General features: G+C 62.9%; 19 protein-coding genes. 9 read left to right on the forward strand and 10 right to left on the reverse strand.

What is annotated here, in order from left to right; genetic code table 11:
• Positions 1-13: 13 nt before the first annotated feature.
• From QZ498_RS10100 to QZ498_RS10110, 3 genes are read right to left on the reverse strand one after another with little or no spacing between them, the layout of a single operon-like run.
• Entirely contained in the window at positions 14-613 is a 600-nt protein-coding gene (locus QZ498_RS10100; protein WP_294621884.1) for a hypothetical protein, read from the reverse strand.
• Positions 610-2664, reverse strand: coding sequence for a WG repeat-containing protein (locus tag QZ498_RS10105; RefSeq protein ID WP_294621886.1), 2055 nt, complete (start codon positions 2662-2664; stop codon positions 610-612). Before QZ498_RS10105 ends, QZ498_RS10100 begins: the two co-directional genes overlap by 4 nt.
• Positions 2664-3947, reverse strand: coding sequence for a VWA domain-containing protein (locus tag QZ498_RS10110; RefSeq protein ID WP_294621888.1), 1284 nt, complete (start codon positions 3945-3947; stop codon positions 2664-2666). The genes QZ498_RS10105 and QZ498_RS10110 overlap by 1 nt, the downstream gene beginning before the upstream one ends.
• A gap of 117 nt (positions 3948-4064) precedes the next feature.
• On the opposite strand from QZ498_RS10110, the gene QZ498_RS10115 reads away from it, so the two are divergent.
• Positions 4065-4988, forward strand: a complete 924-nt coding sequence (locus QZ498_RS10115; RefSeq protein WP_294621890.1) for a helix-turn-helix transcriptional regulator — start codon at positions 4065-4067, stop codon at positions 4986-4988.
• 234 nt (positions 4989-5222) lie between these two features.
• On the opposite strand, the gene sfsA is transcribed toward QZ498_RS10115, so the two are convergent.
• Positions 5223-5924 carry a DNA/RNA nuclease SfsA gene (gene sfsA, locus QZ498_RS10120; RefSeq protein ID WP_294621892.1) on the reverse strand — a complete coding sequence of 234 codons (702 nt, stop codon included), beginning with the start codon at positions 5922-5924 and terminating at the stop codon, positions 5223-5225.
• Between the two features lie 46 nt (positions 5925-5970).
• Between sfsA and QZ498_RS10125 the strand changes: the two genes are divergently transcribed.
• The 5 genes from QZ498_RS10125 (at position 5971) to map (ending at position 9921) form a co-directional block, all read left to right on the forward strand.
• Complete coding sequence (locus QZ498_RS10125) at positions 5971-6693, forward strand: molybdopterin-binding protein (protein ID WP_294621894.1); 723 nt, start codon at positions 5971-5973, stop codon at positions 6691-6693.
• Entirely contained in the window at positions 6690-7424 is a 735-nt protein-coding gene (locus tag QZ498_RS10130) for a GNAT family N-acetyltransferase (RefSeq protein WP_294621896.1), read from the forward strand. Before QZ498_RS10125 ends, QZ498_RS10130 begins: the two co-directional genes overlap by 4 nt.
• The gene (locus QZ498_RS10135; protein WP_294621898.1) at positions 7421-7993 is read left to right on the forward strand and encodes a peroxidase-related enzyme; all 573 of its coding nucleotides are present in this window, start codon (positions 7421-7423) and stop codon (positions 7991-7993) included. Before QZ498_RS10130 ends, QZ498_RS10135 begins: the two co-directional genes overlap by 4 nt.
• Before the next feature lie 3 nt (positions 7994-7996).
• Complete coding sequence (locus tag QZ498_RS10140; protein ID WP_294621899.1) at positions 7997-8935, forward strand: OmpA family protein; 939 nt, start codon at positions 7997-7999, stop codon at positions 8933-8935.
• A 176-nt stretch (positions 8936-9111) separates the two neighbouring features.
• The gene (map, locus tag QZ498_RS10145) at positions 9112-9921 is read left to right on the forward strand and encodes a type I methionyl aminopeptidase (RefSeq protein WP_294621901.1); all 810 of its coding nucleotides are present in this window, start codon (positions 9112-9114) and stop codon (positions 9919-9921) included.
• A gap of 4 nt (positions 9922-9925) precedes the next feature.
• On the opposite strand, the gene QZ498_RS10150 is transcribed toward map, so the two are convergent.
• From QZ498_RS10150 to pncA, 3 genes are read right to left on the reverse strand one after another with little or no spacing between them, the layout of a single operon-like run.
• The gene (locus QZ498_RS10150) at positions 9926-10717 is read right to left on the reverse strand and encodes an SseB family protein (RefSeq protein WP_294621903.1); all 792 of its coding nucleotides are present in this window, start codon (positions 10715-10717) and stop codon (positions 9926-9928) included.
• On the reverse strand, positions 10710-11297 hold the full coding sequence (locus tag QZ498_RS10155; protein WP_294621905.1) for a uracil-DNA glycosylase family protein: 588 nt from the start codon (positions 11295-11297) through the stop codon (positions 10710-10712). The genes QZ498_RS10150 and QZ498_RS10155 overlap by 8 nt, the downstream gene beginning before the upstream one ends.
• 3 nt (positions 11298-11300) lie before the next feature.
• Positions 11301-11897: a bifunctional nicotinamidase/pyrazinamidase gene (gene pncA, locus QZ498_RS10160; RefSeq protein ID WP_294621907.1), complete on the reverse strand. Its 597-nt coding sequence runs from the start codon at positions 11895-11897 to the stop codon at positions 11301-11303.
• A 113-nt stretch (positions 11898-12010) separates the two neighbouring features.
• Between pncA and QZ498_RS10165 the strand changes: the two genes are divergently transcribed.
• On the forward strand, positions 12011-12925 hold the full coding sequence (locus QZ498_RS10165; protein WP_294621909.1) for a rhodanese-related sulfurtransferase: 915 nt from the start codon (positions 12011-12013) through the stop codon (positions 12923-12925).
• 58 nt (positions 12926-12983) lie between these two features.
• On the opposite strand, the gene QZ498_RS10170 is transcribed toward QZ498_RS10165, so the two are convergent.
• Entirely contained in the window at positions 12984-14204 is a 1221-nt protein-coding gene (locus tag QZ498_RS10170) for an MFS transporter (protein ID WP_294621911.1), read from the reverse strand.
• A gap of 115 nt (positions 14205-14319) precedes the next feature.
• Here QZ498_RS10170 and QZ498_RS10175 point away from each other — a divergent pair, with 115 nt between their 5' ends.
• Positions 14320-15279 (forward strand): KpsF/GutQ family sugar-phosphate isomerase, encoded by a 960-nt coding sequence (locus QZ498_RS10175; protein WP_294621913.1) that lies wholly within the window; start codon positions 14320-14322, stop codon positions 15277-15279.
• Between the two features lie 224 nt (positions 15280-15503).
• On the opposite strand, the gene QZ498_RS10180 is transcribed toward QZ498_RS10175, so the two are convergent.
• Positions 15504-16586 carry an aromatic ring-hydroxylating dioxygenase subunit alpha gene (locus tag QZ498_RS10180; protein WP_294621915.1) on the reverse strand — a complete coding sequence of 361 codons (1083 nt, stop codon included), beginning with the start codon at positions 16584-16586 and terminating at the stop codon, positions 15504-15506.
• On the reverse strand, positions 16583-17470 hold the full coding sequence (locus QZ498_RS10185; RefSeq protein WP_294621917.1) for a MurR/RpiR family transcriptional regulator: 888 nt from the start codon (positions 17468-17470) through the stop codon (positions 16583-16585). Before QZ498_RS10185 ends, QZ498_RS10180 begins: the two co-directional genes overlap by 4 nt.
• Before the next feature lie 71 nt (positions 17471-17541).
• On the opposite strand from QZ498_RS10185, the gene QZ498_RS10190 reads away from it, so the two are divergent.
• Positions 17542-18245 (forward strand): FAD-binding oxidoreductase (locus QZ498_RS10190; RefSeq protein ID WP_294621918.1); only part of this gene is annotated, 704 nt, incomplete at its 3' end.

The following is an 18245-nucleotide window of genomic DNA, read 5'->3' on the forward strand; positions in this document are numbered from 1 at the left end:
TCTCCTTTTGAGTTTATTGGGGAACAACACGCCCCGGCAGGGGGGTGTCAAAGGTGACGCGGCCATAGGCGCGGGGCCGGTCCGTGCCGCATGTGAATTGCGCCGCCCGACGGTCGGCCAATTCCCGCGCCACCGCGTTCGCCCCTTGCGTCGCGGTCGCATCGACCAGACCGACGATGCAACTTTCCTCTCCCGCGTCTTGGGCGGCCGTGCTTACGACAAGCAACTCGCGTGCGGCCTCGTTTGGCCCGACTGTCCATCGGTGGATCGTCGCAAACGGCCTCATCCGGCCCTCAATCATCCGTCGCCGCCATTCGATCGTCGTGCTCACGTCGCTGAAGGTGGCGAAACTCTCCCACGGGCCGAAACGCGCGGCGCGGCCATAATCCATGGATATCCGCAGGTCACTGTCGGCCAGCATCACCCGCATCCCGTCAGGGCCGGGGCAAACGATACGCGCGCCCATCGCGGCCTCGTCTGGCGGTGCGGGCTGGCCGACCCGTTCACAATCGCGCGCCCAGTCGTGGCTGGAATATACGCTATCCACCTGCTGCGCCGAAAGCACGCTCGGCAAAGCGACGGCAAGGCAAAGGCTGATCGCCGACAGTCTCACTCGGATGGCTCCACCGGCACGTTCGAAAAGCCTAGCGTGACCGTCCCGGCACCATCGACCTGTTCATGCGCCCCAAGCCGCGCGGTCAACTCCCCCGAAAGGCTGCCGGCATCACGCGACAAGCGGCCCTCGGCGCTGACCGGTACGCCCGCGAAGCTGACGGAAACCGGTGCCTCCGGCCCCGCCTCGAAGCTGCCCTCATGACCCGCCGGAAAGACCAGCTCGATTTTTGGCCCGAACTTGCCCAATGAAAGCGTCAAGGTCTGGTCATCGCTCACCGCCTTGGCCGGCGTGAAGAAGTTGATCAGCGGATCGTCCGGCATCGACTCGTCCAGTGCGGTCACCGCCGCGGTTGTCTTGACCAAGACGACCTCGGCCCCGGCCTCATAGGGAATCTCATTGAACCGGGCCGATAGCGTGACCGCGTCGGCCGGGTCATCGCGTGACACGAAGGTGATCTCGACGACGCCGGTGATTGCGGTCTGGTCCCGACGCTCCAGTGTCAGGCTGCCCCCGCCTTGCGAGGTATAAGTCGCCGGACGCGGGGCGTTCGGGCCGGCATCCCGGACGCTCATCCACAGATAGGCCGATGGCATATCCTCCGCGCTGGTCGGTCCGATCTCGTGCCGGCCCGGTCCGATGCCCTTGGGCAAACCAAGGCTCAGCGAAAGGTCCACGGTCTCGCCCTTCCAGTTTGCCACCCCGGCAAGCGAAAGGCTCCAAGGGCCTTGGGCGTTCGTCGCCTGATTGCCGTCCATCTCAAACTCCGAGCGGTTGCACGGCGCGTCGGCACGTTGCGGGGCGACATCACCCTCGACCACACCCGAAAGCGCCATGCGATAGGCCCCCGGCGCAAGGTCGCCGCCATCCGTGGTGGCTGGCAATGCCGCGACACCCGGGGCGCGACGACAGGCGGTTGAATCTATGACCGTCGCCCCATCGGTGTCGAGCCAGACCAGTTTGTCACGCTGCCAAGGCAAATGCCAAAGCATGCTTTGCGGCCCGGATCGCGGATCGCCCGGACCCTCGTAGCTGATGTCGGGCGAGTTGCCGCAGATATTGCTCCCATCGCCAACGACCAGCGGCAAGAGCCCGTCTTGATAGGAGGGAAGCCGGGCCTCGTTGCAGATCGACAGGCGCGCACCGGCCTGCGGGTTGACGGCAACCGTGCCTTCAGGATCAATCCAGACCGGCCCCGGCTGCACGGCGGCACGCCCGCCCGAGAAAGGCGCGGCGGACTTGATTGAACCTGTGCCGCCATCGGGCAAGGTCATCTCCTCGATCGCCCAGTCCGAGGCCCCCATATAGCCGGCCTCATCGTTCAGGCGCACGGGCGCTAACCCGCCCTCATATCGGCCTGCGTCCTGCAAGAGGAACTTGCGGGGCAGGACCAGCTCGCCGGAGGTGTCAACATAGCCCCAAAAGCCGTCGTTGATCGCGGCGGGTGCCCGGCCTTCCGAGAAATCACCACCGGCGTGGAACTCGGGGGCAATCGCCCAGTCGCCGCTCGTGTCGATCCAGCCGACGGCGCTCTTTTTGCCGCGCGTCACGCGCGCCCATGCCAGCCCTTCGGAAAAACTGCCAAGGTCAAGAACCTCCTCGCCCGACAGCCCCGGCGGGCTCCAGCGCACGCCCGTCGCGGTAACATAATGCGCGGCACCGCCTTCGGGGGTCGCGGCGCTGCATCCTTGTGACATCGGCTTGTAGGGCGACAGCGCAAAAGCCTCCCCCGCGATCACAACACGGTCAGCATCGTGCGCGCCCGGCTCCACGATGTAGTTGCCGCTGCGGTCGATCAGGCCCCAGCCCGCGCCGGTCTCAACCGCCGCAGCACCTTCCGAAAATGGCCGTGCCTGACGCCACTCGGGCGCAAGCCGCCACTCCCCGTCTTGCCCCACGAAGCCCCATTTGCCGTCCTGCGGCAATGGATAAAGCGGCGCGCCTTCGGCATCGGGCGATGTCCCACAGGGTTGCGCTGTGGCAGCACCCGTCGTGGCAGCGATAACCGCGCCAACCCATGCGCCACGCTTGCAGGCCGTTGCGCCCCACATCACTTCACCTCCATGATCTCGATACGGTCGAATTCGGCAACCGTCTGCTCCTCCCCCAGCGTTCCGGCGAACAGTGCCGGGTCGCCTTGCGTGCGCAGGATCTGGATCGGGTCGGTCTCGATGACCTCCGGGCCGCCCTCCTGCATGCTCCAGCCGTTCATCGTCAACCGTCCGACATAGTCGCGCCCACGCTTCGAAATGGTCAGGCGGGCGCCCTTTTCCTCGAAATCCCGCAAGATCTGCGCAAGGTCATAACCGCGCAGATCACCGGCGATCTCGACCTCGGCACGCGTTTCGGTGCCGCCCGACATGGCCCGCAACCGCAGCCACAAATCGTCGTTCGAGTTGCCCTGCCGATAGACATAGGCCGAGATCGTATTGTCCACGTCGGCATGACGTCCGACCTGAACGATGGCACGCCGCCCGCCAAGCGTCTGCACCTCGCCCATCCGCGCGGTGAAATCGGCGCTCAGATCCCAATCCCCCTCGGGGAATTCGGCCGCCGTCCAGCGAAAGACATTCGGTTGATCCTCGGCGTCACCCATGTAGCCCGGCGCAACGGTCATCGTGACCAAAACGCCGTCATCAACGATGAAGCCCGAGGGGTCGGGATGGTCAACTGTCCAGTCCGGGCCGAGTTCGGCGCGCTCGAAGTCATCAACGAAAAGCGGCCCCGCCGGTTCAGGCTCGGGCTCGCTGACCTGTTGCAGCGCGCCGGTCAGGGACGATGCATCGGAAGCCGGAATGTACCGCCCGCCCGTCGCCTCGGCGAGGCAGGCAAGCTGACCTTCGGCGTCTTCGACATCAAAACCGATGACATGCGCATTGAAGCCGGACAGCGAGCCTGCAAGTTCCTCGCCCAGCGCACAAAGATCGGCGCCACAATTCTCAAGCCCGTCCGTCACAACGATGACAGACCCATTCTCCCCGACCAGATCGGCAGCGGTACGCACAGAGGCCCCCACAGGCGTCTTGCCGCGCGGCGTGACCGCCTCAAGCGCCGCCTGCACGGCCCCTCGGTCAAGCGGACCGGGGTTCAGCAGCGTTTCAATGTCGCTACAATCGCCCTCGCGCCGGTGCCCATAGGCCATCAGGCCAATCGCCTGACCATCGGGCCAATCCGCCATCATCCGCCCGATCGCGTCGCGCGCGATCTCGATCTTGGCGGTCCCGTCGATCTGGCCCCACATGCTGCCGGACCCATCGAGGACCACCATCGTTCCACCCTCGTCCTGCGCCATGGCCGTGCCTGTCAACGCCGCAAAGCCGATCAATCCAGTCATAAAACGATTTGCAAACACGCGTGCCTCCTATGTGTTTTCGATGGCCACGATGGCAGCTTGCAATCGCGGGGGCATGGGGCATTTGCCCTATTTTTTGAACATGTTAGGGTCCGAAGGATGCGCATTGATTTGAAAGAAGCCATCGCGCTCGCCGATCTCCAGCGGCGGCTTTTGGCCCTCGACCCGGTGCCGGACAGCGTTGACGGTCTGCTCAAGGATATCGCGGAACTGGTGCAGGCGGATTCGGCCATGGCGGCATGGCTGAACGAGGGGACACCCCTGTTGACCACATGGAAGGCAGGCCCACAGATCGAAGCCTATTTCTTCCAGACCTTCGCCGGGGTCGACCGCGACGGCAATATTCGGTCAACCGACCCGGCACTGGATCGCATCAACCTCACGCGGCGGCAAATGGGCAGTGGCGTCTACCACGAAAGCGCCTTTGCCGGTCGCGACGTGATCGAGAACGCCGCCTTCCACCGCGAGGCCTTTCGCCCGGCTGGCATGAACCACGTCGTCGGTATGACGACCCGTCTGGCGGTGGGCGAAGCGGTCTTTGCCATGGGCTACGAAGACGGCGACGCGCCCGCCTTGGTCAGGGGGCATGCCGAGATCATACTCAACCTGCTGCTCCCGGCCTTCACCAACGCCTTTGGGGCTCTGGACCGGCAGGCACGCAATTCCGAACGATTGCAGCGCGCCATTTCGGAAAGCGACCTCGATATAAGCCTTCACGATGACGCCGATGACTCCCGGGCCTATCTGAACCTGCCCTTGCCGGGGCCGGAGACCGGCTACCTCGCCATCTCGCCGCCGGACGCGGCGACACTCGCGGCACGGCTGGCCGAGAATTTCGGCCTCACGAAACGGCAAACAGATGTCGCGATATGTCTGCTGGATGGGCTTTCGACCCACGAAGCCGCCGCCCGTATGGGCATCAGCGTCAACACCGCCAGGCGCCATTGCGAGGCGGTCCTCAATCGCACCGGCGCACACCGCAGGGGCGAGTTGAACCGCATAGCGCGGTCAGGCGCGCGATAACATCAGGCAGCGGCCATCCAATGTCGTTCATGGCCGATCAAAAGCGCAAGCAACCCCCGTGGTGCGCCGGACGTACGAAACGCGCGCAGCTTTCGTACAGCTTTCACCGCACGGCCTGTTAATCTGCCGGGGTGCGGGAAAAAATACCGACGTGATACCGACGTGAAACCTATGCGATGCAGACAAGGGGTTTTTGCGGTTAACCAATGGGTTAGACCCGATTCGCGTTGGCGTTCACCGGATCGCAAGCCGCTGCCCCAGACTCACCCCCTCCGGCGTGATCCTCGTGTCATAGACCAGCGCCTCCACCCCGGCCGCGCGCGCCTCCGCAAAAGCCGTCGCATAGGCCGGGTCAATATCCTCGGCCAACCGGAAGGTTTGGGCATCCGTACGCTGCACAAGGTAAAACATCACCGCCCGATGCCCCGCCTTCGCCATCGCGGCCAGTTCCGCCAGATGCTTGGCCCCGCGTGCCGTGACGCTATCGGGAAACTCCGCCACGCCGGGCGCGCGCGACAGTGTGACCGACTTCACTTCAACATAAGCGTCAGGCAGTCCAAGTTCTTGAAGTAAAAAGTCAATTCTACTGTTCTGCCCGTATTTCACCTCGGCCCGAACCCCGCCATAGGGGGCGAATTCCGCCACCTCGCGCGCCTCGAACGCGGCCCGAAGCGCGCGATTGGGAAGCGAGGTATCGACGCCCGTGAAATGCCCGGTTTCATGCTCCACCAGCCGCCAGCCGAACTTCAGCTTCTTCTTGGGGTCGTCGTTGGGCTCCACCCAAATCCGCATCCCCGGCTCGGCCAGCCCCATCATCGACCCGGGGTTGGCACAATGCGCCGTGACCTCGCGCCCGTCTTCCAACCGGATATCGGCCAGAAAGCGTTTATAGCGTCGGATCAGCGTGGCCGGCACAAGAGGGGTTTGAAAGCGCATGACAGCAGGCCTATACCCAAGACAAGCGCCAATCAAGGAGGCCACAATGCCCAACCCAACCGCCGCCATGCTGGTCATCGGGGATGAAATCCTCTCGGGTCGCACCCGGGATGCCAACATGCACCATCTGGCCACGGAGCTCACCCATTTTGGCATTGATCTCAAGGAGGTACGCGTTGTCTCGGATGATGCCGACGCGATCACGCAGGCGGTCAAAACCCTCAGCTCCACCTATGATCATCTTTTCACATCCGGCGGCATCGGCCCCACCCATGACGATATCACCGCCGACAACGTCGCCCGCGCCTTTGGCCGGTCCATCGACATACGCGACGATGCCCGCGCCATCCTACAGGCGCATTATGACCGCCAAGGGATCGAATTGAACGAGGCTCGTCTGCGCATGGCCCGCATCCCTGATGGTGCCACCCTGATCGAAAACCCCATAAGCGCCGCACCGGGCTTTACCCTTGAAAACGTGCATGTCATGGCCGGTGTGCCCAAGATATTCGAGGCCATGCTGGCCTCCATCCTGCCCACCCTCACAGGCGGCGCGCCGATCCTTTCACAAAGCCTGCACATCATGCGCGGCGAAGGCGACATCGCCGGGCCGCTACGTGACCTCTCGGAACGCTACAACGATCTGTCGTTCGGCTCCTATCCCTTTCAACGCAATGGTATTTTCGGCGCGCAGGTGGTGATCCGCGGCAGCGACGGCGCCCGGGTCGATGCTGCCATGGCCGAGCTTTCCAAGGCCTTCCCCGAATGACACCCGACGCCGACACGCTCTATGCGGTGACCGAGGCCACATGGCCCCCGGCCAAGGCTTGGCGTGAGGGGCCGTGGACCCTTCGCGATGGCGCCGGTGGCGGCAAGAGGGTTTCGGCGGCCACCGCCGAAGCGCCCGTCACTGCAAGCGACCTGCGCCAAGCCGAAGCCGCCATGCGCGCCATGGATCAAGCCCCGCTTTTCATGATCCGCCAAGGCGACAAGGCGCTCGATGCCCTGCTGGCAGACCAAGGCTATCGTATCATCGACCCGGTCAACCTCTACCTCGGCCCGGTTGCCCCCCTGATAGAAGAGCCCCCGGCGCGCGCCACCGCTTATGCCATCTGGGAACCGCTTGAAATTCAAAGGGATATCTGGGCCGAAGGCGGTATCGGCCCGGCACGCTTGGCGGTCATGCAGCGTGCGAGAGCCCCCAAAACAGCGATTCTCACCCGCAACGGTCAACACCCGGCGGGCGTGGCCTTTGCGGCAATCCACGACGGCATCGCCATGATGCACGCGCTTGAGATCCGCGAGGTGGACCGCCTCACCGGCCAAGGCCGCAACGCCACCAAACAGGCCGCGCTTTGGGCGGCGCAGAACGGCGCGGATTATCTCGCCACCCTCTGCACCCAAGCGAACAGCGGCGCAAACGCCCTCTACTCTTCCCTTGGGATGTCCCCTGTGGGACAGTATCACTATCGCATCAAGGAAGAAGGCCCCGACGCATGAGCACATCCGACCAACCCACCGCGCTGAACCTGCCCATGGTCGACCCGCTGCCCGAACCCACGCAGAAATATTTCGACGTCTGCCAGGACAAGCTCGGCATGATCCCCAATGTCCTGAAGGCCTATGCCTTCGACATCGACAAGCTCAACGCCTTCACCGCCATGTATAATGACCTGATGCTGGCCGACAGCGGGCTCAGCAAACTGGAACGCGAGATGATCGCGGTGGTGGTCAGTTCCATCAACCGCTGCTGGTACTGCCAGGTGGCCCATGGCGCGGCGGTGCGCGCCTTGTCCGGCACCCCCGAACTGGGCGAAGCCATGGTGATGAACTGGCGCATGGCCGATCTCGACGCCCGCCAAACCGCGATGCTCACCTTTGCCGAGAAGATCACCAAGGCCAGCTCAGAGACCACCGAGGAAGATCGCCAAGCCCTGCGCGACGCGGGCTTTTCCGACCGCGATATCTGGGACATCGCCAATGTCGCGGGCTTTTTCAACATGACCAACCGCGTGGCCAGCGCCACGGGCATGCAACCCAACACCGACTACCACGCACAGGCTCGCTGACCCTTGCGCGCGCTCTTACGCATACCGCTCTGCGCGCTGGGCATGCTCTGGGCCACCGGGCTTGCCGCCCTCGATCTGGATTTGCCCGGCGCGGCCACGATGACACGCGAAAGGATCGAAGAGGCCGGCACCTATCGCCTGCCCATTGGCCCCTACAACGACGGCCAACTACCCGTGCTTGAAGTCGAGGGCCACGTGACCCAACAATCATGGCGCCTCGAAGCCCAAGGCATGACCACCCTGCAGATCATCGACCCGTTGCGCGAAACCATCCGAAACCAAGGCTACGAGGTCCTGCTCGATTGCAGCGGGCCGGAATGCGGCGGCTTCGATTTCCGTTTCAACACACGCGTGCTGCCCGCGCCCGACATGTTCGTGGATTTGTTCGATTACCGTTTTCTTTCCGCGCGCAAGTCAGGGGAAGAGTCAAAACCCGACTATCTCAGCCTCATGGTCAGCCGTTCTGGCGCCACCAATTATGTCCAGCTTATGCATGTCCAACCCAATGGCGGTGCGGCGCTCTCGATCACCGCAAACCGTAATTTGCCACGCGCAGGGTCAGACACACCACTGGCCAAACAACTCTTGGCACAAGGCCACATCATCCTGTCGGATCTGGATTTTTCCACCGGCTCATCCGATCTCGGGCCGGGCCCCTTCGCCTCGCTGCAAGCGCTCGCCGGGTTTCTCAAGTCCGATCCCGCTCGCCGCATCGCGCTGGTGGGTCACACCGACACGGTCGGCGCGCTTGATCGCAATATCGCGCTGTCCAAGCGCCGTGCGGCCTCGGTTCTCGAACGTCTGGTCTCTGCCCATGACGTCCCCCGCACCCAGATCGCCGCCGAAGGCATGGGCTATCTCGCCCCCATCGCCAGCAACCTCACAGCCGAAGGCCGCGAAGCCAATCGCCGCGTCGAAGCCGTGCTCCTGAACGCCGAATAAACGCATTCTTCTGTTCAAAAATATCCTGGGGAGTTTGAGGGGCAAAGCCCCTCATCCAAATCCAAACATCTTGCGGCGCAGCCGCGCCTTTTGATCACAAAGCCCCCTCTGGCCACTTGCCGCAAAACGCATTAAATAGCCCTAAAATGATCAGACTTCCGAGGTTCAAAAAGCCCATGAGCGACCACAAGGGACGCATCACGCGCGATGGCATCCGCATCCACGAGGCAGCGGATTTCGCCGGTATGCACAAGGCCGGGGCCTTGGCCGCGCAAATCCTCGATGACGTGGCCGAACATGTTTTCCCTGGCCAAACCACCGGGGCCATCGACGCCTTTATCGAAGATCAGGTCAACAAGGCCGGGGCGAAATCCGCCACCATCGGCTACAAGGGCTACAAGCACGCCTCCTGCATCAGCGTCAATCACGTGGTCTGCCACGGTATCCCTGGCGACAAGAAGCTGAAAGATGGCGACATCCTCAACATCGACGTCACCGTGATCGTCGATGGCTGGTTCGGCGACACCAGCCGCATGTATGTCGCCGGAAAACTCTCGCGCAAATCCGAACGTCTGATCCAGGTCACCCATGACAGCCTGATGAAGGGCATCGAGGCGGTCAAACCCGGCAACACCTTCGGCGACATCGGCCATGCCATCCAGACCTTCGTCGAAGGCCACCGGATGAGCGTGGTGCGCGATTTCTGCGGGCATGGCCTCGGCACCGTCTTTCACGCGCCGCCCAACGTGCTGCACTATGGTCGCGCGGGCAGCGGTCCGGTGCTGGAGGAAGGGATGTTTTTCACCATCGAGCCCATGGTGAACCTCGGCCGCCCCGAAACCAAGATTCTGGCGGATGACTGGACAGCCGTGACACGCGACAAATCGCTTTCGGCCCAGTTCGAACATTCGATTGGCGTCACCGCTGATGGGTATGAGATTTTCACGCTATCGCCGGGCGGGACGTTTCACCCGACCTATAGCTAAGTCATTACTTCAAACGTGGCGGCTTATCCGGGTCGCGCCCCGGGGCCGTTCCCGGCGCCTGCGCCGGGGCCTCAGGCTTGGGCAAATCAAACCGCAGCCCCACCCGCGCCAGCCGCGCCGCCACCGGCTCAGAGCTGCGGAAAAACCCCACGTCCAGTGCCGCCGCCTCCAGACCGGAAAACCGCAGCACTTCCGACACGGCCCGCGCCAGCGACCCTTCCGCGCCGGGAACCGCGTCAATCACACCCAGCAGGTGGCCCTTGGCCCCGCTGTCATATGTGGTCTCCACCAAATAGGCCATATCGGCCAGCCCCGCCGCCGAGGCCAGACGCGCATCCAAAGCCGTCAAAAGCCCCTCGGGCAAGCCATGCGGCGGGGCAAACTCCTGTGCCCGCGCCTCGACTTCCCTAGGTGCCTCGCCCACGGTCTCGACCAGCCACGCCATGGCCTCGGGCGGCAACAGGATCGACGAGGGCGCCACCTCAAGGTTCACGCCCATGCCAAGCCCCTGACCCGCCAGCATGCCGGCCACAACCCGGCCCGACAGCGCGGCATAGGGCGCGCTGCGCCCGACGAACTGCGCCAGCCTATCCTCGCGATCAAAAACCAGAACGAACCCCGCATCGCCCAGCTCGAACAGTTCCGGCGTGACGTTCTCGCCCTCTGGCTCTGCCGCCAAAAGCAGGAACAATTCGCTGGCCGCCAGAACCTCGTAAAACCGCAGGCGCGCGGCCTCATCCTCGGGCGCGGCCTCCATCGCCGCATGGGCCTGGTCCAAAAGCGTCTGTTCAGTCATCCATCACCTCGCGCACCCGCGCCTTCAAAACCGGCAAAAGCTCGGCCTCGAACCACGGGTTTTTCTTCAGCCATGCGGTATTGCGCCACGACGGATGCGGCAAGGGAAAACACCGCGGCGCATGGGCGCGCCAACCGCGCACTGTCTCGGTGACATTGGTTTTCACACCCATATGATACTTCTGGGAATAGCCGCCCACGATCACCGAAAGCTCAACGCTTTCAAGGCTCTCCATCACCCGGTCATGCCACGTTTGCCCGCATACCTTGGGCGGCGGCAGGTCACTGCCTTTGGCGTCATAGCCCGGAAAGCAAAAGGCCATTGGCACAATCGCCACGCGGCTTCTGTCGTAAAACTCCGCCTCACTCAGGCCCAGCCACTCGCGCAACCGATCCCCCGACGGATCATCAAACGGCTTGCCCGATTTATGCACCCGCATCCCCGGCGCTTGTCCGGCAATCAAGAGCCGCGCCCCGGGCTTGAACCAGACCACCGGGCGCGGGGTATGGGCGGTCTTGGTGGTTGCGAACCGCTCTGCGCAGATCCGGCAACGCTCGATCTCTTGCCGCAGATCGCCCATGGCTCAGGCCAGCGTCACCCCAGCCTGCGCCATCCCGTCCAGCGAGGCCGCCAAGGAGCCGTCCAAATCAATCGCCCGGCACAGCGCCTGATTGACCGTCACGTCATAGCCCAGCTTCGCCGCATCCACAGCCGAGAAATTCACGCAGAAATCCGTGGCCAGCCCCACCATGGTCAGCTTGGAAATCCCCCGCTCCTGCAACATCCCGTGCAGGCCCGTGGGCGTCTTGTGGTCATTCTCGAAAAACGCCGAATAGCTGTCGATCGCCGGGTTGTATCCTTTGCGGATGATCGCATCGGCGCGGGTGCTGTCCAAATCGGCATGAAAGGCCGCGCCTGCGCTGCCTTGCACACAATGATCCGGCCACAGAACTTGTGTGCCATAGGGCATTTCCGTGGTCTCGAAGGGCGCTTTGCCGTCGTGGCTGGAAGCGAACGAGGAGTGCCCCGCCGGGTGCCAATCCTGCGTCAGGATCACCGCCTCGGCATCCGCCATCAGGGCATTGATCCCCGGCACGATCTCATCACCGCCCGTCACCGCCAAAGCCCCACCGGGGCAAAAATCATTCTGCACGTCGATCACGATCAGGGCATGGGTCATGGGGCGGCCTCCTTTGCGCATATGTCTAAGGGGTAAGCCGCAGGCCCACCCCCGTCAATGGCGCCACTTTGTCCCCTTGCCTAGACCCGCGACAGGGCGTAATCCCCCGCCCCATGTATACCATCGCTGCCCTCTACCACTTCACCCGCTTCGACGATCCCGCCGCCATTCGCGGCCCGCTCTATGACCTATGTCTTGAACAGGGCATCTCGGGCTCGCTCCTTCTGGCGCACGAAGGCATCAACGGCACCATCGCTGGCCCCCGCGCCGGTATCGACGCGGTGCTGGCGCATATCCGCGCCCTACCCGGCTGCGCCGATCTGGAGTGGAAAGAAAGCAGCAGCGCCGATCAACCCTTCCGCCGCCTCAAGGTGCGCCTGAAGCGCGAAATCGTCACCATGGGCCAACCCGATGTCGACCCCAAGGCGCGCGTCGGTCACTACGTCGACCCCGCCGACTGGAACGATCTGATCCGCTCGCCCGACGTGGCCGTGATCGACACCCGCAACGACTACGAGGTCGCCATCGGCACCTTCGAGGGGGCCATCGACCCCGAAACCGACAGCTTCCGCGACTTCCCCGCATGGTGGGAGGCGAACAAAGACCGCTTCCACAACAAGCGCATCGCCATGTTCTGCACCGGCGGCATCCGCTGTGAAAAATCCACCAACTACCTGCTGGGCCAAGGGGTGGACGAGGTCTATCACCTCAAGGGCGGTATCCTGAAATACCTCGAAGAGGTCCCCGCCGACGACAGCACATGGCAAGGCGAATGTTTCGTCTTCGATGGCCGCGTCTCCGTGGGTCACGGCCTGAAGGAAGGCCCGCATGAACTATGCTTTGCCTGCCGCCGCCCGATCCTGCCCGAAGACATGAACCGTCCCGAGTATGAACACGGAGTGTCCTGCCACCAATGCTTTGAGGAAACCGACGAGGAGGCCAAAGGCCGCTTCCGCGAACGCCAAAAGCAAATGGCCCTCGCCGAAGCGCGCGGCGAAAAGCACATCAAAGTGGTGCACGAAGACTGAGGCGCGCCCGTTTTCTTCGAAAGAAAACGGAGCGAAATCTTTCAAAGATTTCGGCACCTCACGCCGCCACCGCCGCCCGCTTCCTTGGCCGGGTCCGCAGCAGGATCATCACCATGATCCCGATGTTCAGGAAATTCCAGACGATCCCGTTGACAAAGGCCATCTGGTAACTGCCGGTCACGTCGAAAATATACCCCGACAGCCAACCACCAAGCGCCATCCCGCCAATCGTCGCCATCATCACGAAGCCAACGCGCCGCCCGGCCTCCGCACTCGGCATATACTCCCGCACCACTAAGGCATAGGAGGGCACGATCCCCCCTTGCGCCAAACCAAAAATCAAACTCACCATGTAAAGCGACACCAGCCCCCCGGCAGGCAGGTACAAAAACAGCGCCAGACATTGCAGGACCGATCCCAGAAGCAGCGTTTTCACCCCGCCCAGCTTATCGGCCAAAAGCCCCGACACCAGACGCGAACCGACACCGCCCAACAGCATCAGCGACAGCATCTGTCCCCCCACAGCCGGGCCATACCCCATATCCACGCAAAGGCTCACGATATGCACCTGCGGCATCGACATCGCCACGCAACAACCGACCCCGGCAAGGCCAAGCAACAGCATCAGGGCGCGCGGCGAAAACCCCGCCGCCTTGGCCCGCAGGTTCGACACCCCATCGGCATGGTCCCGCGCCGCCAAGGGCACCCGCCGCCTGAGCATCAGCGACAAGGGCACCATGACCGCCACCGTGACCACCGCCAAAACAAGGTACACCGCGCGCCATCCCTCTTCGGCCAGAATACCCGCCAAAACCACCGGCCAGAACGCGCCGGATATGTAATTGCCGCTCGCCGTGATCGCCACGGCGATCCCCCGCCGCTTCAAAAACCATAGCGATACATCGGCAATCAGCGGCCCGAAACTCGCCGCCGTGCCAAAGCCGATCACCACCTGCAAAAGCGACACAACCACCACCGAAGGGCTCAGCGCCGCCAAGGCTGTGGCCGCCGAAATCATCACCGCCGCCCCGATCAAGGCGGTTGTCACGCCAAACCGGTCCACGATCCGCCCGATCCCGAAATTGCCCAAGGCAAAACCCACCATCGTCATGGTGTAAGGCAACGCGGCCTGCGCCCTGTCGATCCCGAACTCCGCCTGCATCGCGGGCATCACCACGATGATCGACCACATGCCAACATTGCCCACCGTCGCAATCAGCAACGAGACGGCAAGGCGCATCCACGCATAACGGCTATCCAATACCTCGGGCCCAGTCATGGCGCGACGTTAGACACAGGCACGTCCAAGGACCAGCCCGATTTGCACCGGGGCTTGGCGCGCAAGCGCGGGCGGGGTATGCCTGCATCCAAACCCAAACCAAAGGCCCCGCCCTATGCCCGACAAACCAAGCCCCAGCGCCATCGCCCGCGACGTCCTGCAAACCGAGGGCGAGGCCCTTCTGGGCCTGCGCGACACGCTGCCCCCCGCGTTTGACGCGGTGGTCACCGACTTGCTCGGCGTCCCCGGCCGGGTCATTGTCTCCGGCATGGGCAAATCCGGTCACGTGGCCGCGAAAATCGCCGCCACCATGGCCAGCACGGGCACGCCCGCGCAATACGTCCACCCGGGCGAAGCCAGCCATGGCGATCTAGGCATGATCACCGGCCAGGATGCCGTGATCCTGATTTCCAATTCCGGCGAGACACGCGAACTGGCCGATATCATCGCCCATACCCGCCGCTTCTCGATCCCGCTCATCGCCATCACCAAGAAGGCAGAAAGCACACTGGCCACACAGGCCGATCACCTACTGCAACTGCCCAGCGCGCCCGAGGCCTGCGCCATCGGTATGGCCCCCACCACCTCGACCACCTGCACCATGGCACTGGGCGATGCGCTTGCCGTGGCGCTGATGCGCCTGCGCGGGTTCGAGCGGGAAAACTTCCTCGCCTTCCACCCCGGCGGCACGCTGGGCGCGCAACTGCTCAAGGTCTCCTCGGTCATGCACACGGGCGATGCCCTGCCCGTGGTGCATGACACCACCCCCATGGGCGACACGCTGCTGGAAATGACCGCCAAGGGCTTTGGCGTCGCCGCCCTTGTCACCGACGGTCGCCTTACGGGTGTCATCACCGATGGCGACTTGCGCCGCAACCTCGACAGCCTCATGTCGCACAAGGCGGGCGAAATCGCCACCCGTGGCCCCCGCACCATCGCCCCCGAGGCGCTCCTTTCCGAGGCCCTCGGCGTGATGAACGCCAACAAGATCAGCGCGCTTTTTGCCGTGGATGATGACGGCACCCTGCGCGGCCTTGTCCATATCCACGACGCCCTGCGCGCCGGGGTGGCCTAGTCTTTTAGGTCCTAGAATCCGCCGTCAGCTTCTTCTTGGCAAAAATACTCCTGCCGGAGGAGTGTTCTTCTTGTGTCATACGTTCTTCCTGTGCCCATAGTTCGTCTCCTCCGCCGCACATTATGCTATCGAAGAAGCGGCACTTTCACATTCGTTTGCTCCATCGGCCTGCACCGCACAACCCGCGCGCCCAATTGAAGAAGTGCTCTCAATACTCGCTCATCTCAGCTTTCGACCCCCTCACGCATCCATTTTTGCAGCGTCATGACCGAATGCTCGGAGTTCACCCCGCAGCCCGGATCGACCACCAATGGGCCGGGCACGTAGCCGCTTGATTTCAGCCCGCGCTGCACGGATTCGACAAGGTGGATGTCTTCTTCGACAGTAGTGGCGCGGTCCTGAACCGCCAGCCGCCGGATCACCTCACTGTCCCATCCGCCTTCGGTGTACCAGCCGCGCCAGACAACCACATGATCGGCATCAATCGCGCGCCAGTGATAGGTGTTCAGCACGTTGCCCGGATAGACCTGAAAGCTGAACATCGGCCAGAGGAACCAGCTTGAATACTCCTCCGCATGCGGTTTCGAGTGGTCAATCTCGTAGGTCATGTTTTCAAGGCTCTGACACTCCGTCGTGTGACGCAGGCAATAGCCTTGGGGCTGAATGTCATAGGTTTCGGGCTTGATGACTCCGGTGGCAAAGGTGGGGTGATTGAGCGAACAGTGGTAACATTCTGAATAGTTCTCGACCGAGACCTTCCAGTTGCAGTTTTCGGGGATTTCCACCCACTCAAGCGGTTTCAGGCTTTCCCATTGCGGCAGCCATTCCGTCAGTTCTTGCCGCGCGCCGGGGAACCATTCGTCCATCGGCGCCGCTTCGGGATCAAGGTTGACGAAGATAAACCCCAGGAACAGTTCGGTCCGTACCTCGGTCAGGCAGACGGCGGATTTGTCGAAACCGGGAACGGACTTCGTGTTCGGTGCCGCGCGGAGTTCTCCGGTCAGCTCGTAGGTCCATGCGTGATACGGACAGACCACGACACGGGTGGAGCCTTCGCCACTGACAAGCTGATGCGCCCGGTGCTGGCAAACGTTGTAGAACGTGCGGATCTCGCCGTCGCGCCCCTTGATACAGAACAGACTTTCGCCAGCCATGTCGAAGGCAAAGTAGTCACCGGGGTGTTCAAGCTGACTGGCATGACCGGCAAATTGCCATGTCCGGGCCAAAACGCCCTTGCGTTCCGCCTCGAAAACGGCCGGGTCGGTATAGTAACGCGCATCAAGCGAATGGGTCAGTGGTGCGTTCATTCAGGCTCCTCCTCGTAAATGCCTAGCTGATGCCGCCGTTTGTGGAAGGTCTCGACCCGTTCGACGATTTCGTCGCTGGCGACCGAGATGACGAAACTCAACAGCGTTTCCAGAACCGCGATGGTCGAGACCGATGAGGGGAAAAACTGTGGCGTGTCGGCAGCCACCACGAAGCCGTGGTGCGATTGCAGGATGATGGGGCTGGCCGGGCTGTCGGAAATGGCGATGACGGTCATGCCCTGTTCGCGGGCGATGCGCACCGCCTCGACCACTTCGGCGCGGTAGGGGCGGCAAGTGATCGCGATAAGCACATCGCGCCCGTCGGCCCATGCCAGATCGTCCACCGGGGTCGATCCGGGGCGCGGGATGGCGTGGAACTGTGTCATCCCGGTGCTGGCCAGATAGGTGAAGTTGCGCGCGTTGGAGTTGTTGACCCCAACGCCCAGCGTGAATACCTGTCGCGAGGCCCAGATCGCCTTGGCGGCATTTTCAAGCGCATCGGCGCTGATACCGGCAAAACTTTCTTCGATATTGCGGATAGCGGCACCGACCATATCGGCATAAAGCCCGCCCAGATCACCGGATTTGGCAATATCCTGAAGCCAGCGCGCGCGGTCAGGGAAGCTGACCACGCCGCGCCGGATGGCATCCCGGAAAGGGGCGCGGAAATCCTCGTACCCGTCAAAGCCCACCTGCCGCGCCATGCGCACGAAGGTATTGGGTTTCACGCGGGCGGCCTCGGCAATTTCGCGCACGGTCGACACCCCGACGTCGGTGGGATTTTCCAGCACGTAGCGCGCCGCTTTCTGGGCCTCGGGCGTGAGGTTGTCCCATTCGTCGCTCAGGCGGTCCAGAATCGAATTTGATACATTTGTGTCATTCATGGTTGACGATGGTACAAATGTACGAATACCGTGTCCACCGAAAATGCGACTCTGCAAACAGGAAATGCGCCATGTCCGGTTCCCCCCTTCCCTCCCATGCTCGTGTTGTCATCGTCGGTGGCGGCGTCATGGGGGTGGGTCTTGCCTATCACCTTGCCCATGAGGGCTGGGGCCATGACACGGTTTTGCTGGAAAAGGCCGAACTGACCAGCGGCAGCACATGGCACGCGGCGGGGCAGATCACCCATTCCACCAGCAGCTTCAGCCTTGGCAAATGCGTGGATTACAACATCGGGCTTTATTCCGGCGGACTTGAGGCCGAAACCGGCCAGCCCGTGACGTGGCATGGCTGTGGCTCGTTCCGTCTGGCCTATACCGAGGATGAGATGGATTGGCTGCGTCATACCCTTTCGGTGGGGCGCAGCCTTGGGTTCAACATCGAATTGGTTGGCCCTGAAAAGGTGGCCGAGTTGCACCCCTTCTATAACCTCGATGGGGTTCTGGGCGCGCTTTACACGCCGGACGACGGCCATGTTGACCCCACCAATGTCACCATGGCCATGGCCGCGGGCGCGCGTCAGAAAGGGGCCAAGATCATTCGCCGTTGCCGTGCGACCAATATCACCCGCCAAGGCGAGGAATGGGTGGTCGAGACCGAACAGGGCACCATTCGCTGTGAGCATGTGGTCAATGCCGGTGGCACCTATGCCCGGCAGATGGGCGAATGGTCGGGCCTGCAACTGCCGATGACCTCGATGACCCACCATTATTTCGT

This window comes from uncultured Roseovarius sp., from assembly GCF_913057115.1.
Taxonomy (GTDB): Bacteria; Pseudomonadota; Alphaproteobacteria; order Rhodobacterales; family Rhodobacteraceae; genus Roseovarius.

Bases quoted from the DNA above. Each gene is read 5' to 3' on its own strand.
- QZ498_RS10130 (WP_294621896.1), top strand. From the start codon at position 6,690: ATGACACCCGACGCCGACACGCTCTATGCGGTGACCGAGGCCACATGG.
- QZ498_RS10155 (WP_294621905.1), bottom strand. From the start codon at position 11,297: ATGGGCGATCTGCGGCAAGAGATCGAGCGTTGCCGGATCTGCGCAGAG.
- QZ498_RS10185 (WP_294621917.1), bottom strand. From the start codon at position 17,470: ATGAATGACACAAATGTATCAAATTCGATTCTGGACCGCCTGAGCGAC.
- QZ498_RS10125 (WP_294621894.1), top strand. From the start codon at position 5,971: ATGCCCAACCCAACCGCCGCCATGCTGGTCATCGGGGATGAAATCCTC.
- QZ498_RS10110 (WP_294621888.1), bottom strand. From the start codon at position 3,947: ATGACTGGATTGATCGGCTTTGCGGCGTTGACAGGCACGGCCATGGCG.
- QZ498_RS10135 (WP_294621898.1), top strand. From the start codon at position 7,421: ATGAGCACATCCGACCAACCCACCGCGCTGAACCTGCCCATGGTCGAC.
- QZ498_RS10105 (WP_294621886.1), bottom strand. From the start codon at position 2,664: ATGTGGGGCGCAACGGCCTGCAAGCGTGGCGCATGGGTTGGCGCGGTT.
- QZ498_RS10175 (WP_294621913.1), top strand. From the start codon at position 14,320: ATGCCCGACAAACCAAGCCCCAGCGCCATCGCCCGCGACGTCCTGCAA.
- QZ498_RS10165 (WP_294621909.1), top strand. From the start codon at position 12,011: ATGTATACCATCGCTGCCCTCTACCACTTCACCCGCTTCGACGATCCC.
- QZ498_RS10115 (WP_294621890.1), top strand. From the start codon at position 4,065: ATGCGCATTGATTTGAAAGAAGCCATCGCGCTCGCCGATCTCCAGCGG.
- map (WP_294621901.1), top strand. From the start codon at position 9,112: ATGAGCGACCACAAGGGACGCATCACGCGCGATGGCATCCGCATCCAC.
- QZ498_RS10180 (WP_294621915.1), bottom strand. From the start codon at position 16,586: ATGAACGCACCACTGACCCATTCGCTTGATGCGCGTTACTATACCGAC.
- sfsA (WP_294621892.1), bottom strand. From the start codon at position 5,924: ATGCGCTTTCAAACCCCTCTTGTGCCGGCCACGCTGATCCGACGCTAT.
- QZ498_RS10150 (WP_294621903.1), bottom strand. From the start codon at position 10,717: ATGACTGAACAGACGCTTTTGGACCAGGCCCATGCGGCGATGGAGGCC.
- QZ498_RS10170 (WP_294621911.1), bottom strand. From the start codon at position 14,204: ATGACTGGGCCCGAGGTATTGGATAGCCGTTATGCGTGGATGCGCCTT.
- pncA (WP_294621907.1), bottom strand. From the start codon at position 11,897: ATGACCCATGCCCTGATCGTGATCGACGTGCAGAATGATTTTTGCCCC.